This window comes from Azoarcus sp. Soil_N_20 (assembly GCF_057656155.1).
Genome location: NZ_JBDGKX010000018.1, coordinates 18,770 through 32,941 on the forward strand (window position 1 = coordinate 18,770; position 14,172 = coordinate 32,941).

Here is a 14,172-nt window from a genome sequence, read left to right on the forward strand (position 1 = left end):
GCAATACAATGTTGATCTGTGTCAAATTGTAGATCCGTTCCGAAGGTATCCTTGCCGCGGATGATGACGAGGCGTACTTCGTGATCGGATAGCTTGTACCAAGGGATTTTCAATCAAAGAGGTGACTCACATGCAATCGCAAGCGACTTATAACTATAAAGTCGTGCGCCAGTTCGCCATCATGACGGTGGTGTGGGGCATCGTGGGCATGCTGGTCGGCGTCATCGCCGCAGCACAGCTCGTGTGGCCCGAACTGAACGTTCACGAATTCCTGCACTTCGGCAGGCTGCGTCCGCTTCACACCAATGCGGTGATCTTTGCCTTTGGTGGCTGCGCGCTGTTTGCAACGTCGTACTATGTCGTGCAGCGTACCTGTCACACCAAGTTGTTTGCGCCTGCCCTTGCAGGCTTCACCTTCTGGGGCTGGCAGCTGGTCATCGTACTCGCCGCGATCACCCTGCCGCTCGGCTTTACCCAAGGCAAGGAATACGCCGAGTTGGAGTGGCCGATCGACATCCTGATCGCCGTCGTGTGGGTCTCCTACGCCGTCGTGTTCTTCGGGACCATCGTCAAGCGCACCGTCAGCCACATCTATGTCGCAAACTGGTTTTTCGGTGCGTTCATCCTGACGGTTGCCCTTCTGCACATCGTCAATAGTGCCGCAATTCCGGTTTCGTTCATGGGCATGAAGTCCTACTCGGCCTATGCCGGGGTCCAGGACGCAATGATCCAATGGTGGTACGGCCACAATGCGGTCGGCTTCTTCCTGACCGCCGGCTTCCTCGGCATGATGTACTACTTCGTTCCGAAGCAGGCCGAACGTCCGGTGTACTCGTATCGCCTGTCGGTGGTGCACTTCTGGGCGCTGATCTTCACCTACATGTGGGCCGGCCCGCACCACCTGCATTACACGGCGCTGCCGGACTGGACCCAATCGGTCGGCATGGTGTTCTCGCTGATCCTGCTGGCGCCGTCCTGGGGTGGCATGATCAACGGCATCATGACCCTGTCGGGTGCCTGGCATAAGCTGCGTACCGACCCGATTCTTAAGTTCCTGATCACTTCGCTGTCCTTCTACGGCATGTCGACCTTCGAAGGTCCGATGATGTCGATCAAGACGGTCAATGCGCTGTCGCACTACACGGACTGGACGGTCGGTCATGTGCACTCCGGCGCGCTGGGCTGGGTGGCGATGATCTCGATCGGCGCGGTCTACTTCCTGCTGCCGCGTCTGTACGGCAGGACCGAGATGTATAGCACCAAGCTGATCAACACCCACTTCTGGATTGCCACCATCGGTATCGTGCTCTACATCGCCTCGATGTGGGTCGCCGGGGTGATGCAGGGTCTGATGTGGCGTGCGACCAATACGGACGGCACCCTGACCTATTCCTTTGTTGAAAGCGTGAAGGCGAGTTATCCGTTCTGGACCATCCGGTTCGTGGGCGGTGTGCTCTTCCTCACCGGCATGCTGATCATGTTCTACAACATGATCAAGACGATTGCCGGGCAGAAGGCTTACAACGCGCCGGTGCTTGCACCTGCGGCTGCACACGCCTAAGCGGAGAACAAGAACATGGCTCAATCAAACCACGAAAAAATCGAACGTAACGTCTTCCTGATGATCGTCTTCACCCTGCTCACCGTGAGCGTGGGCGGTCTCGTGGAAATCGTTCCGCTCTTCTTTCAACACTCCACCACGACGCCGATCGATCAGAAGGGTAATCAGCTCGACGTCAAACCTTACAGCCCGGTTCGCCTGGTCGGTCGTGACATCTATGTCCGTGAAGGCTGCTACAACTGCCACTCGCAGATGATTCGGCCGTTCCGTGCGGAGACCGAGCGCTATGGCCACTATTCGGTAGCGGGTGAATACATCTACGATCATCCGTTCCAGTGGGGTTCCAAACGAACCGGTCCGGATCTGGCCCGTGTGGGCGGTCGCTACTCCGACGAGTGGCAGCGTACCCACCTGATCAACCCGCGCGACGTCGTGCCCGAGTCGAACATGCCGGCTTTCCCGTGGCTCGATCGTCCGGTCAAGGGTGACGACATTCAGGCCAAGATGCGTGCGCTGAACATGGTCGGTCTGCACAAGTACAGCGACGAGGAAATCGCCGCTGCGCCTGCCGAGCTCGAAGGCAAGACTGAGCTTGATGCGGTGGTGGCCTACCTTCAGGGTATGGGTACTGCGCTTCAGAACGTAAGGTAAGGATTGGGGACGCGTCGTGGATATCAATGATCTGAGAACTGTCGTGACTGTGCTGGGGTTTGTCTGTTTCCTGGGGATCTGCGCCTGGGCCTACAGCAAGCATGCCAAGGATGGATTCGACGAGGCGGCGCGTCTGCCCCTGACCGATGACGATCTGCCGGCCCATGGCGGCCGGCTGGACAAGGAAGGAAAAGCAAATGGCTGACTTTATCAGCGGTTTCTGGAACATGTACGTGATGGGTCTTGTAGCCCTGAGCATCCTGTTCTGCGTTTTTGTGCTGGTCGCGAACATGACCAAGCGTGAGCCTGGCGAAGCGCAACTGCATGGGCATGTGTGGGACGAGACGCTGGCGGAATACAACAATCCGCTGCCGCGCTGGTGGTTGTACCTGTTCTGGATCACCATCATCTTCGGCATCGTCTATCTTTCGATCTATCCTGGTTTTGGCAACCTGAACGCCGATCGTGGTCAGCTCAGTCAGTACGGTACCGAGATGAAGGTTGCCGACGAGAAATACGGACCGATCTTCGCCAAGTACGAAGGAATGGATCTGATGGCCGTGGCGGCGGATCCGGAAGCCAATGCCATGGGTCAGCGCATGTTCCTGACCTACTGTGCGCAATGTCACGGTTCTGCCGCTCAGGGGGCAAAGGGCTTCCCGAACCTTACCGACAGCGAGTGGAACTGGGGTGGCGAAGCCGACACCATCAAGACCACCATTCTCGGCGGGCGTATGGGTGTGATGCCGCCGTTTGGCCCGGCGCTGGGTGGTGAAGGGGTCAAGGACGTGGCCAACTACGTGCGTTCCCTGTCGGGCCTGGCGCATGATTCCCTGCGCGCCCAGCGCGGCAAGGACATGTTCGACCAGAACTGCGTGGCCTGCCACGGTGCTGATGCGAAGGGCAATCCGATGCTCGGGGCTCTTGATTTGACGAACACTACGTGGCTGTATGGGTCTTCCGAAGCGACGATCATCGAGACGATCACCAATGGCCGTCAGAACCAGATGCCCGCGTTCAAGGATTTCCTCGGAGAAGCCAAGGTTCATATCCTAGCCGGTTATGTGCTTAGCCTGAACAAGGACAAGAAGTAAGCAGAATGCTCCGGGGGCTTGCGCCCCCGGAGCTATTTTCAATCATAAAAATAAGAATCCACTAATAAAGCGATCATGAACAGCCCAGCCCCCAAGCCTCAAGCCTCCGTGTCTCCGCCCCCGGAGCAAGATACCCTCTACGCCGTCCGACAGAAGGTCTATATGCGGGCGGTAACCGGGCTTTTCGCCACCTGGCGATGGGCCTTGGTGTGGATTACCCAGATCATTTTCTATGGTTTGCCCTGGTTGGTGTGGAATGACCGGCAGGCCGTGCTGTTGCATCTGACCGAGCGCAAGTTCTACATTTTTGGCTGGGTGTTCTGGCCTCAGGATGTGTTTTTTCTCGCCATCCTGCTGATCATTTCTGCGTACGGGCTGTTCTTCTTTACGGCGATCGCAGGACGCCTGTGGTGTGGCTATGCATGTCCGCAGACGGTCTACACTGAGATCTTCATGTGGATCGAGCAGAAGATCGAAGGTGACCGCAACAAGCGGATGAAGCTCGACAAAGCCCCGATGGGGCCGAGAAAGTTCGCAATCAAGGCAGCAAAGTACGGTGCCTGGGGTGCGGTTGCGCTGTGGACCGGATTTACGTTCGTGGCGTATTTCTCGCCGCTGGAAGAGTTGTTGCAGTCGGTGAGGACACTGGACTTTGGTCCGTGGGAACTGTTCTGGATCCTGTTCTACGGCGGTTTTACCTATCTATTTGCCGGCGTGATGCGAGAACAGGTGTGCAAGTATATGTGCCCGTACGCCCGCTTCCAGGCGGTCATGTTCGATCCCGACACGTTGGTGATCACTTATGACGAAGGACGTGGAGAACCGCGCGGAGCGCGCAAGAAAGGCGTCGAACCCAAGGCGATCGCCAAGGGTGATTGTGTGGATTGTGGAATCTGCGTGCAGGTTTGCCCGACCGGCATCGACATTCGCCAGGGGCTGCAGTACGAATGCATCGGCTGTGCCGCATGCATAGACGCATGCGATCAGGTGATGGACAAGATGGACTACCCGCGGGGGCTGATCCGTTATTCGACCGAGAATGCGATCAAAAGGGGCTGGGGCAGCAAGGAGATCATCGGGCATGTGTTCAGACCGCGTACCCTGATATACGGTACGGTTCTGATTCTGATCAGTCTGGCATTCGTCTGGGGCCTCGCGACTCGTGATCCGCTACGGGTCGATGTAATTCGTGACCGGATGTCGCTTGCCCGTGAAGTGGAAGGCGGGCTGATCGAGAACGTCTATCGCCTGCAGGTGATGAACATGACTGAACGTCCGCGGACGTTCATCTTTGAGGCCACCGGACTGGAAGGTGTAAAGATTGGCGGCGATCACCGCATCGATGTCGGTGCCGCGGCCACGCAGGCAGTGACGCTGCAGGTGCTTGTTCCCTATGATGTGGGTAAACCCGGCGCGAACGAGGTGTTCTTCGAAGTGTACCCCGAGGACGAACCAAGTCTCAGGCTGCGCGAGAAGACCACTTTCCTTTTTCCTCGCTGAGATGACTGAACAATGAGCGTTACTGTGTCCAACAAGAAAGCCGAGCCCTGGTACAAGCAGGGCTGGCCCTGGTTCCTGATTGCCCTGCCGGCAACTGCGGTGATTGCGGGCTTCATTACCCTGGCCATCGCGATCAATACCTGGGACGGACTGGTGGTCGATGACTACTACAAGGAAGGCCGCGCGATCGTTCAGACGATTGGACGTACCGAGCGTGCGAAGGAATTGGGCCTGTCCGCGCAACTGAGGGTCCGCACCGACTCCCTGCGAATCGATCTGTCTGCGGCGAAGCCCGAAGATCTGCCGCAATCGATTCGGCTGACGATTGCACACCCCACCCGTGGCGGGTCTGATCAGGAGCTGTTCCTGAGCGGGCCGGGGGGCGTGTTCGAGGGCGCGATCAAGCCCCTGAGCACGGGACGCTGGTTGTTTCAGCTAGAAGACGAGTCCCGCAGCTGGCGGATGAACGGGACCGCATACCTTCCGACAGAGACGGAAATAAGGGTTGATCCATTTGGTTCTTAATCTGTCGACGAAGGAGGTTTTATCATGGCCTGGAAGGAGTTGTTTACGACCGACATCGGTCTCCTCAGCCTGTTTACGATTGGCTTTATTCTCGTCATGGGGGCGTATATTTACCGCTACGCGATGCGCCACATGGCCGAAGACGAGCAGAAGGCGAAAGCAGACGCTCAGCGGTAACTCAACCACGTTCGTTGTTGCACGGTAAGGAGGGTACTTCCATGCAGAAACTGATTCAGGTGCTTTGGCCGTCGTTCCTGGTGGCTGGAGTGGTGGAGGCTGTTTTCTTTACCGTGATCAACCCGCGCGAATTGTATCTGTTCGGTGATCCGATTCATCTCGATCCACTCGCGACTTATTCGATCGGTTTTTTTGCCTTTTGGCTGATCTGTGCGGCATCGAGCCTGACGACCCTCTACTTTCAGCGCACCGCCGACGAGATAAATCATCCGGAGTTGCATCAGCATTGAAGCAGAACGGCCCGCAACGCGGGCCGTTCTGCTTTCGACACCTGCGAGTGTCATTATCGATAGACGAGTACCGGGGTTTTGCTGTGGGTCAGCACCTTTTGGGTCTCGCTGCCGAGCAGCAGGCCGGCAATGCCTTTGCGCCCATGGGATGCCATGAATATCAGGTCGCAGCCGTGACGATCGGCGGCGTCGATGATGGCCTCATACGGGACTTCGTTGACCAGTGTATCCGTGCCGGAGAGTACGCCGGCAGCATCTGCAGCCGCCTTGGCGCGTTCGAGAATGTGCTCGGCCTCCTGTTGTGCAGAGCGGGCAAACTGTTCGGGCGTGGTCGGATCGATCAACGCACCTTCGCCATAGATGGGCATGGGGAAATCGGGCTGAGCATAGAAGAACGTGATTCTCGCCCCTGTCTCTTTTGCATACGTGATCGCACGGGCTACTGTGCCCTCCGAGAGGGGAGATCCGTCCGTTGGTACGAGAATATGCTTGAACATGTCGCTGCTCCTTTAGACGCCATCAATAAGCAATTATAGTCAGTCAAGCATCCTCCCTATGCTTGATCGCAGTCAACTCCGGACCAGAACGTATGGGTGATGCTGAAGAGCGGAGGGAACATGGACATCACATTCTATGGTGCAGTCGGAGAGGTGACCGGATCCTGTGCTGTCGTGCGTCATGAGGGCGGTGCCTTCATGGTCGATTGCGGCATGTTTCAGGGGGGCAAGGAAGCCGGGCTGAAGAATCTGCGTGCGCTTGATTTCGATCTTGAGCAGATCGATTTCGTGTTGCTGACTCATGCCCACCTCGATCACTCCGGGCTCTTGCCCCGTTTGCTTGCACTTGGCTATCGCGGTCCGGTGCATGCCACATCGGCCACGGTCGATCTGCTCGGGGTCATGTTGCTCGACTCGGCGTACATCCAGGAGAAAGAGGCCGAATTGGCCAACCGGCGACATCGCTCGCGGCATGCGCGACGAGGCTGGGATGTTGCGCCGCTGTATACGGTGGAGCAGGCACGCAGCACCCTGCATCGGCTGCGCCGGGTCGACTACGAGGCCACGCTGCATCCGGGCAAAGGGGTGGTCTGCCGTTTCCACGAGGCGGGTCACATCCTGGGCTCCGCGATCATCGAGGTCGAGGTGAGCGAGCGCGGGAGCGCACGCAAGATCGTGTTCACCGGCGATCTTGGGCAGCCCGGGCGGCCAGTGTTGCGAGATCCCTTTATTGTGAGGGATGCCGATCTTCTCTGTATCGAGACCACCTACGGCAATCGTGCCCATCGAGCGATGGTCGACACCGAGAATGAGCTCGTTCATGTGCTTACCGACACGTTGAGGCGCAAGGGGGGGAACGTCATCATTCCCGCTTTTGCGGTAGGGCGCACCCAAGAAGTGGTATTCGTGCTGGCGCAACTGGTGCGTTCGGGGCGGGTGCCGAACCTGGAGGTGGTTGTGGACTCGCCGATGGCCACCGCGGTCACCGACCTCACGCTGCAACATTCCGCATTGTGGGATGATGAAACGCGCGAACTTCTGGCCTGGACCCGGTCGAACCACGAACGCTTTCGATTGCGTTTTGTTGCCGACGTTGAAGAGTCGATGGCGTTGAACCACCACCACGGGGGACTAGTGATCATCTCTGCCAGCGGAATGTGCGATGCCGGACGAATCAAATTCCATTTGCGCTATAACCTCGGACGGCGGGAGTGCTCGGTCATCATCGCCGGCTTCCAGGCCGCGGGCACGCTCGGACGCAGGCTGGTCGACAAGGCCCGGGTGGTGACAATTTTTGGCGAGCGCATTCCTGTGCGGGCAGATATCTACACCATAGGCGGACTCTCGGCGCATGCAGATCAGCCGGCACTGCTCGAATGGATGCGTCATATTGAACCGCCGCCACGACGAACTTTCCTTGTCCATGGAGAGGCTGAAACGACTGCGACCTTTGCCGAACTGGTCAATGCGCTACCGGGTTGGCCCGCGTCGATCGTGCCCGAAGCGCGGGTCGCCTACCCACTGAATTGAGGCGGGAGCCCATGCTCCCGCCCGTAATGCCGGAGTAAGTCATGACCACAAGAACAAGCAGGAGCGGAGGCAATCATTCCTCCAAAGGTGGCAGGCCACGGCGTGTCGAGCAGTTCGATCCCGGCCAGGTGGTCAAGCGTGCAATGCGTGAGCTGCATGATGGGGTCGAGGGTACTGTCGATCCACTCGGCATGAGTGCCCCTATCATTCACGCCCATCTCGCGTGGGCGGCACATCCGCAGGAGCTTGCCGAGCGCCTTGCCGGACTGTCGACCGATTTGTGGAAGCTGCAACTGCACTCGATGAATCGCATGCTCGGACTGCAGAGCAGCGATCCGATTCGTCCGAATGCAGATGATGCCCGCTTCGCTGACCCGGTATGGAGCGAGTACCCCACCTGGGATCTGACCAAGGAGTGGTATCTCGCATTCACACACCACATGCAGAACATGCTTTTCGACACCCCGGGGCTGGCGGGGAAGGAGCGGCGCAGGGCGGCGTTCTGGTGGCGGAACTGGCTCAATGCGATGGCGCCGACCAACTTTCTGTGGACCAATCCGGTGGCGCTGCGCAAGGCGTCGGAGACCCAAGGCGAGAGTCTGGTCAATGGTTTCCGCAATTTCCTCGATGACCTCAAGGCCGGGGATGTGCGAATGACCGACCCCGGTGATTTTCGCGTCGGCGAGAATCTGGCGACCACCGAAGGGGCCGTGGTGTTCCGCAATCGCCTGCTCGAAGTCATTCACTATGCGCCGACCCAGCGCGCAGTGCATGCCGAACCGGTCGTCATTGTCACCCCCTGGATCAACAAGTTCTACATTCTCGATCTGGTGCCGAAGAAAAGCATGATCCGCTTCTTGCTCGACCAGGGCCTGGATGTGTTCATCACCAGCTGGAAGAACCCGGACGGATCGATGCGTGACTGCCGCTTCGACGACTATCTTGTGGACGGGGTGCACGCCATCGTCGAGGTGGCACGGAGTTTTACCGGTGCGCACAAGGTCCATGCCGTGGGTTACTGCATCGGCGGGACTGCACTGGCGATGTACATGGCCTGGGCCAACCGTCATTTCAAGGCGGAGGAGGTGCCCGTTGCCGACTGGACCTTGCTCACCACGCTGGTTGATTTCCACAAGCCCGGTGACATCGAGGTGTTCATCGACGATGCGAGCATTCGCTACATCACCAACAACATGGCGACCAAGGGCTTCCTCGATGGCAGGGAGATGGCGTCGGCCTTCCGGCTGCTGCGCTCCAATGGCCTGATCTGGCACTACGTGGTGCACGGCTGGCTCTACGGCGATACGCCGCCGCCATTCGATGTGCTGTACTGGAACATGGATACCACCCGTATGCCGTTTGCGATGCATGCGTGGTATCTGCGTGAGCTTTATCTGAACAACGCGCTGGTGCATCCGGATGCCCTCGCGGTGGCCGGCGAGCCGCTCGATCTTGCCCGCGTTTCACAGCCGCTGTACGCGGTTGCAGCGGAGGACGATCACATCGCCCCCTGGATGCAGACTTACAAGGTGAATAACCATGTCACCGGCCCCAAGCGTTACGTGCTGTCGAGCTCGGGTCATATCCTGGGCATCATCAATCCCGTGGTGACGCCGGCCAAGCGCAAGTTCTGGGTGGCAGAAGCGCACCGTTCGGATACGGCGGAGCAGTGGCGGGCCAGTGCCATCGAGCACGACGGGAGCTGGTGGACCGACTGGATGGCGTGGCTCAAGCCGCGCGCGGGCGAGTTGGTCGAAGCGCGGCCGGCTGCAACCGCTCAGTACCCTGCACTCGCTCCGGCCCCGGGTACTTACGTGATGGAGCGTTGAGGAGGGCAGAACTTCTGCCCGGGTGCGGACTCCCACACAAGGAGCAGATTCGCCGATTTGACGACCTGGCAGCCACGGAGGTCACCCCATGCAAGCATGCGCGGTTTCACGGTCTTGGCGCGTCATCGGGCTGGCACTGGTGCTGATCGCACTGGTGATGGTCGGTGGGCCGGCAGCCGCAGCCAGCGCGAGCGTGCTGCAATTGGGTGTCGAGGGCGTGATCGGCCCGGCGACGGCCGATTACATTCATCGCGGTCTTGCCCGTGCCGCTCGATCCGGTACCGGGCTGGTCGTGATCGAAATGGATACTCCCGGCGGCCTCGACACCTCGATGCGCATCATCATCAAGGATATTCTTGCCTCTCCGGTGCCGGTGGTCACCTTCGTATCGCCAGAGGGCGCGCGGGCGGCGAGCGCCGGTACTTACATCCTGTACGCGAGTCATATCGCGGCGATGGCGCCGGCGACCAACCTTGGTGCCGCGACCCCGGTGGCGATCGGCATCGGTGGGGCCCAGCCGGGCAAACCCGGCCCCGAAACGCGGCCCGAACCCGCCGAGGATGAGCAGGCTGCAGGGGCCGATAACAAGAAAAAGGATGCCGCATCCTCCGGGAATGGTGACGCTGCCACGAGACCTTCCGCGCAACCCGCGCCAAAGCCGACATCGAAGCCGCTCGCCGGTACCGATGCGATGACCGCCAAATCGGTCGAGGATGCCACCGCCTACATCCGCAGCCTGGCACAGCTGCGCGGGCGCAACGCCGATTTTGCCGAACGCGCGGTGCGCGAGGCGGCGAGCCTGTCGGCAGAGGATGCGCTGGCGCAGAAGGTGATCGATATGATTGCGGCCGACGTTCCTGCACTGCTCGCGCAGCTCGATGGCCGCGAAATTGCCCTGATCGGCGGCAAGGTGGTGCTCGCCACCGCCAACGCCACCATTGAGCACCACGAGCCGGACTGGCGCAACCGCATCCTCGCCTCGCTGGCACATCCGCAGGTGGCGCTGATCCTGATGATGATCGGGATCTACGGCCTGTTCTTCGAGTTCACCTCGCCGGGCTTCGGTGTGCCGGGTGTGGCCGGCGCCATTTCGCTGCTGATTGCGCTCTACGCCTTCCAGTTGCTGCCGGTTAATTGGGCGGGGGTGCTGTTGCTGGCGATCGGTGCCGGTTTGATGCTGGCCGAGGCCTTCATCCCGAGCTTCGGCGTGCTCGGCGTCGGCGGCGTCATCGCCTTCATTGTCGGCGGGCTGTTCCTGATGGACACCGAGGCCCCAGGTTTTGGTGTCCCAGTGGCGTTGGTCATCGGCCTGGCGCTCACCAGTGCGGCGGTGCTGCTGGCGATCGGCAGCTTTGCCGCCCGCAGCTTCAAGCGCCCGGTGGTGAGCGGGCGGGAGGAGATGGCCGGCGCATGCGGTACCGTCATCGGCCCCGCGGTCGAAGGCGGATGGTGGGTGATGGTGCATGGCGAGCGCTGGCGGGCCCGCTCGAATGCCCCGCTCGAACCTGGCAGCAGGGTGCGGGTCGATTGCCTCAACGGGCTTGTGGTGGATGTTTCACCGGTAACCGATTCCCCAAATTTACGGAGCGCCTCATCATGATCGATCTCCAACTTGGCTTTGCGCCCCTCCTGCTCCTGCTCATATTTCTCGTTGTCGCTTCGATCAGGATCCTGCGCGAGTACGAGCGCGGTGTGATCTTCATGCTTGGCCGCTTCTGGAAAGTAAAGGGCCCTGGTCTGGTGATCGTGATCCCGGGTGTGCAGCAGATGGTGAAGGTGGATCTGCGCGTGGTGACCATGGATGTGCCTTCGCAGGACGTGATTTCGCGCGACAACGTGTCGGTCAAGGTGAATGCAATCGTGTTCTTCCGTGTGGTCGACCCGGAGAAGGCGATCATCCAGGTCGAGAACTTCCTGGTCGCGACCAGCCAGCTGGCACAAACGACCTTGCGCGCGGTGCTCGGCAAACACGAACTCGACGAGATGTTGGCCGAGCGCGAGCGGCTCAACCTTGATGTACAGCAGATTCTCGATGCGCAGACCGACTCATGGGGCATCAAGGTGACCAACGTCGAGATCAAGCATATCGATCTGAACGAGAGCATGGTGCGCGCGATCGCCCGTCAGGCCGAGGCAGAACGCGAGCGCCGCGCCAAAGTGATTCATGCGGAAGGCGAAAAACAGGCGGCGCAGGCGCTGATGGAAGCAGCTGCAATGTTGTCGCGCGAACCGGCGGCCATGCAATTGCGCTATCTGCAGACCCTTACCCAAGTGGCCGGTGACAAGAGTTCGACCCTGGTCTTTCCGGTGCCGGTGGACCTGATCGGCAGTTTCCTCGGCCGGGGCAAGGAGGCGGTGCCGAAGGATGCGGCCTGAGTGGCCGCGTTGCACAAGGCGCAAGCGCGGGCTTGACTCTGGTCAAGGTGGCCGCGGGCGCGTCTGTTGGAAACTTCGAATGCGAGCTTGGTTCAGCCGTTGTAGCGTGCCAGGGCGCGGGGGTCATGCAGTTCGATACGTTTTCCATGCACGCTGATCAGTCCGTTGTCGGCGAGGTCGTGGAAGATTCGAGACAGGGTTTCAGGGGTCAGGTTGAGGCGTGAGGCGATGACCTGCTTGCTGGTCGGCAGCGAAATTTCTGCGGGTTTTCCGTCGTCGCTACCGGTTTGCTGCAGCAGATAGCCGATCACGCGTTGAGTGCTCGAACGCAGCGAGTAGGTCTCGACGTCGCGCACCATGTTGTGCAGCCTGATGGCCATCCCGGCGAGAAGCTTGCGGGCAAACCCGGGATCCTGATCGACCAGTTCCGACACCACGTTCTGGCCGATGTGCAGCAGTGCCATGTCGCTCAGGGCCTCGGCGAACACCGGGTAGGGGCGGTCCATGAACATCACCGCTTCACCGAAACTCTGTTGCGGGCCGACGATCTCGACAACCTTTTCGTTTCCCTGGGCGGACGAAAATGCGAGCTTCAACTGACCGGATACCACGAAGTAGAAGCCATGAGCCATATCGCCACGCTGGAACAGCAGCTCGCCCTTGGTGAGATGGCGCTCTCGCGTAAAGCGGGCGACGCGCTCGAGTTCCGGGTCGGACAGTTCGCCAAACAGTGGAATCTGGCGTAGCAGGGCGGTGAGATCGGAAGGGGGATGAGTCATTGCATGCTCCGTCAGTCAAGGCTGAATTCTAACCTCGGCTGGGTCCCGCGCGCAGGCCGTGGCTGCGTCGGGTTTCTGGCCGAAAGGCTTCATTCCTGGAGATATGGCGTGTATCAGACGCTCAAGTACATACATGTGAGTTGCGCGATACTGAGCGTTGGTGGATTCGCGTTGCGCGGATGGTGGATGCTCGGTGACCATCGCCTGCTCGCGCATCGTCTCACCCGAACCTTGCCCCATGTCGTCGACACCGCACTGCTCGGCAGTGCCATCACGATGGCAGTGATGATCGGCCAGTATCCGTTCCAGGCCGACTGGATTACCGCCAAGGTCATCGGCCTGGTGGCGTATGTGGTGCTCGGTACGATCGCCCTCAAGCGTGGACGCACACGGCGGATTCGGGCCATTGCCTATGGTGCGGCACTACTGGTTTTCGGCTGGATCGTGTCGGTCGCGCTGAGCAAGAACCCGGCCGGCTGGCTCGCACAGGTCGTTTGATGTCCTGCGGCAGGATTCGTTCTGTCGAATGCCGCTCAGCGCGCACCCTGCTGGTGCTGGATCAGCTTTTTGAGCCCCGCGTTGTTGAGGATGCGGATGTGCTTCTGCTGAACGGCAACGAGGCCCTCTTCCTGGAAGCGGGAAAAAGCACGCGACACGGTCTCGAGTTTCAGCCCCAGGTAGGAGCCGATCTCCTCGCGCGTCATCCGCAAGTGAAACTCCGCCGCAGAAAAGCCCCGCGCAGTGAAGCGTTGCGACATGTTGAGCAGGAAGGCAGCCAGACGTTCCTCCGCACGCATCGAGCCAAGCAGCATCATCACGCCATGGTCGCGCACGATCTCGCGACTCATGACCTTGTGGAACTGGTGCTGCAGACCCTCTACGACACGCGAGAGTTCTTCGAGTTTGGCGTACGGAATCACGCAGACTTCGCTGTCCTCGAGCGCCACGGCGTTGCAGGAGTGGAGTTCGGTGCTGATACCGTCGAGGCCGAGGATCTCGCCGGTCATCTGAAAACCGGTGACCTGTTCGCGACCGTCCTCGAGCAAGACGTCGGTCTTGAATGAACCGGCGCGGATCGCATAGATGGCTTCGAACAATTCCCCCGCTCGGTACAAGGGCTGCTGGCGTTTGATCTTGCGCCGGGCCCCGACGAGTTCGTCGAGCCGGTCGAGCTCGGTATCGGACATGCCGAAAGGCAGGCACAATTCGAGGAGGTTGCATTGGGAGCACGCGGTCTTGAGTGCTGCCGTGGTGATCGGCACCGTTGCCTTCATTTGCACAGTAAACTTGCTCCGTGTCTGGATCGGGTATATTCCCGCCGTTGATCCAAGTCAACCACAAAATGCCGGCTTTCTGCCATTGT

Annotated in this window: 16 protein-coding genes; 13 read left to right on the plus strand and 3 right to left on the minus strand. The window is 59.8% G+C overall.

Features of this window, described 5'->3' with window-relative positions; translation table 11 throughout:
- Positions 1-130: 130 nt before the first annotated feature.
- From ccoN to AC3A35_RS24180, 8 genes are all read left to right on the plus strand, one after another.
- Positions 131-1,561, plus strand: coding sequence for a cytochrome-c oxidase, cbb3-type subunit I (ccoN, locus tag AC3A35_RS24145; protein ID WP_487439091.1), 1,431 nt, complete (start codon positions 131-133; stop codon positions 1,559-1,561).
- Positions 1,562-1,576: 15 nt separating this feature from the next.
- Positions 1,577-2,212, plus strand: coding sequence for a cytochrome-c oxidase, cbb3-type subunit II (ccoO, locus tag AC3A35_RS24150; RefSeq protein WP_487439092.1), 636 nt, complete (start codon positions 1,577-1,579; stop codon positions 2,210-2,212).
- 16 nt (positions 2,213-2,228) lie between these two features.
- Positions 2,229-2,417 carry a cbb3-type cytochrome oxidase subunit 3 gene (locus tag AC3A35_RS24155; RefSeq protein WP_487439093.1) on the plus strand — a complete coding sequence of 63 codons (189 nt, stop codon included), beginning with the start codon at positions 2,229-2,231 and terminating at the stop codon, positions 2,415-2,417.
- Positions 2,410-3,306, plus strand: a complete 897-nt coding sequence (gene ccoP / locus AC3A35_RS24160) for a cytochrome-c oxidase, cbb3-type subunit III (protein ID WP_487439094.1) — start codon at positions 2,410-2,412, stop codon at positions 3,304-3,306. Before AC3A35_RS24155 ends, ccoP begins: the two co-directional genes overlap by 8 nt.
- Before the next feature lie 75 nt (positions 3,307-3,381).
- Complete coding sequence (ccoG, locus tag AC3A35_RS24165) at positions 3,382-4,806, plus strand: cytochrome c oxidase accessory protein CcoG (RefSeq protein WP_487439095.1); 1,425 nt, start codon at positions 3,382-3,384, stop codon at positions 4,804-4,806.
- Between the two features lie 24 nt (positions 4,807-4,830).
- A complete protein-coding gene (locus tag AC3A35_RS24170) occupies positions 4,831-5,331 on the plus strand; it encodes a FixH family protein (protein WP_487439096.1) in 501 nt (166 codons plus the stop codon).
- Positions 5,332-5,355: 24 nt separating this feature from the next.
- Entirely contained in the window at positions 5,356-5,508 is a 153-nt protein-coding gene (locus tag AC3A35_RS24175; protein WP_487439097.1) for a DUF3149 domain-containing protein, read from the plus strand.
- Between the two features lie 41 nt (positions 5,509-5,549).
- Complete coding sequence (locus AC3A35_RS24180) at positions 5,550-5,798, plus strand: hypothetical protein (RefSeq protein ID WP_487439098.1); 249 nt, start codon at positions 5,550-5,552, stop codon at positions 5,796-5,798.
- 53 nt (positions 5,799-5,851) lie between these two features.
- Here the strand turns inward: AC3A35_RS24180 and AC3A35_RS24185 are convergent, their stop codons facing one another.
- Positions 5,852-6,295, minus strand: a complete 444-nt coding sequence (locus AC3A35_RS24185; protein ID WP_487439099.1) for a universal stress protein — start codon at positions 6,293-6,295, stop codon at positions 5,852-5,854.
- A gap of 120 nt (positions 6,296-6,415) precedes the next feature.
- On the opposite strand from AC3A35_RS24185, the gene AC3A35_RS24190 reads away from it, so the two are divergent.
- The 4 genes from AC3A35_RS24190 to AC3A35_RS24205 all read left to right on the plus strand — a co-directional run bounded on the left by AC3A35_RS24190 (position 6,416) and on the right by AC3A35_RS24205 (position 12,030).
- On the plus strand, positions 6,416-7,825 hold the full coding sequence (locus tag AC3A35_RS24190; RefSeq protein WP_487439100.1) for an MBL fold metallo-hydrolase RNA specificity domain-containing protein: 1,410 nt from the start codon (positions 6,416-6,418) through the stop codon (positions 7,823-7,825).
- Between the two features lie 143 nt (positions 7,826-7,968).
- Entirely contained in the window at positions 7,969-9,654 is a 1,686-nt protein-coding gene (locus AC3A35_RS24195) for a PHA/PHB synthase family protein (RefSeq protein WP_487439156.1), read from the plus strand.
- Positions 9,655-9,742: 88 nt separating this feature from the next.
- A complete protein-coding gene (locus AC3A35_RS24200; protein WP_487439101.1) occupies positions 9,743-11,254 on the plus strand; it encodes an NfeD family protein in 1,512 nt (503 codons plus the stop codon).
- Positions 11,251-12,030, plus strand: coding sequence for a slipin family protein (locus AC3A35_RS24205; RefSeq protein WP_487439102.1), 780 nt, complete (start codon positions 11,251-11,253; stop codon positions 12,028-12,030). Before AC3A35_RS24200 ends, AC3A35_RS24205 begins: the two co-directional genes overlap by 4 nt.
- Positions 12,031-12,122: 92 nt before the next feature.
- Here the strand turns inward: AC3A35_RS24205 and AC3A35_RS24210 are convergent, their stop codons facing one another.
- Positions 12,123-12,809, minus strand: a complete 687-nt coding sequence (locus tag AC3A35_RS24210; RefSeq protein WP_487439103.1) for a Crp/Fnr family transcriptional regulator — start codon at positions 12,807-12,809, stop codon at positions 12,123-12,125.
- A gap of 108 nt (positions 12,810-12,917) precedes the next feature.
- Here AC3A35_RS24210 and AC3A35_RS24215 point away from each other — a divergent pair, with 108 nt between their 5' ends.
- A complete protein-coding gene (locus AC3A35_RS24215) occupies positions 12,918-13,307 on the plus strand; it encodes a SirB2 family protein (protein ID WP_487439104.1) in 390 nt (129 codons plus the stop codon).
- Between the two features lie 35 nt (positions 13,308-13,342).
- Here the strand turns inward: AC3A35_RS24215 and fnr are convergent, their stop codons facing one another.
- Entirely contained in the window at positions 13,343-14,083 is a 741-nt protein-coding gene (gene fnr, locus AC3A35_RS24220) for a fumarate/nitrate reduction transcriptional regulator Fnr (RefSeq protein ID WP_487439157.1), read from the minus strand.
- Positions 14,084-14,172: the final 89 nt, after the last annotated feature.

Excerpts from the sequence above, each read along its gene's own strand:
- ccoP (WP_487439094.1), top strand. The coding sequence starts at position 2,410 with ATGGCTGACTTTATCAGCGGTTTCTGGAACATGTACGTGATGGGTCTT.
- ccoN (WP_487439091.1), top strand. The coding sequence starts at position 131 with ATGCAATCGCAAGCGACTTATAACTATAAAGTCGTGCGCCAGTTCGCC.
- AC3A35_RS24175 (WP_487439097.1), top strand. The coding sequence starts at position 5,356 with ATGGCCTGGAAGGAGTTGTTTACGACCGACATCGGTCTCCTCAGCCTG.
- fnr (WP_487439157.1), bottom strand. The coding sequence starts at position 14,083 with ATGAAGGCAACGGTGCCGATCACCACGGCAGCACTCAAGACCGCGTGC.
- AC3A35_RS24210 (WP_487439103.1), bottom strand. The coding sequence starts at position 12,809 with ATGACTCATCCCCCTTCCGATCTCACCGCCCTGCTACGCCAGATTCCA.
- AC3A35_RS24205 (WP_487439102.1), top strand. The coding sequence starts at position 11,251 with ATGATCGATCTCCAACTTGGCTTTGCGCCCCTCCTGCTCCTGCTCATA.
- AC3A35_RS24195 (WP_487439156.1), top strand. The coding sequence starts at position 7,969 with ATGCGTGAGCTGCATGATGGGGTCGAGGGTACTGTCGATCCACTCGGC.
- AC3A35_RS24200 (WP_487439101.1), top strand. The coding sequence starts at position 9,743 with ATGCAAGCATGCGCGGTTTCACGGTCTTGGCGCGTCATCGGGCTGGCA.
- ccoO (WP_487439092.1), top strand. The coding sequence starts at position 1,577 with ATGGCTCAATCAAACCACGAAAAAATCGAACGTAACGTCTTCCTGATG.
- AC3A35_RS24190 (WP_487439100.1), top strand. The coding sequence starts at position 6,416 with ATGGACATCACATTCTATGGTGCAGTCGGAGAGGTGACCGGATCCTGT.
- AC3A35_RS24180 (WP_487439098.1), top strand. The coding sequence starts at position 5,550 with ATGCAGAAACTGATTCAGGTGCTTTGGCCGTCGTTCCTGGTGGCTGGA.
- ccoG (WP_487439095.1), top strand. The coding sequence starts at position 3,382 with ATGAACAGCCCAGCCCCCAAGCCTCAAGCCTCCGTGTCTCCGCCCCCG.
- AC3A35_RS24185 (WP_487439099.1), bottom strand. The coding sequence starts at position 6,295 with ATGTTCAAGCATATTCTCGTACCAACGGACGGATCTCCCCTCTCGGAG.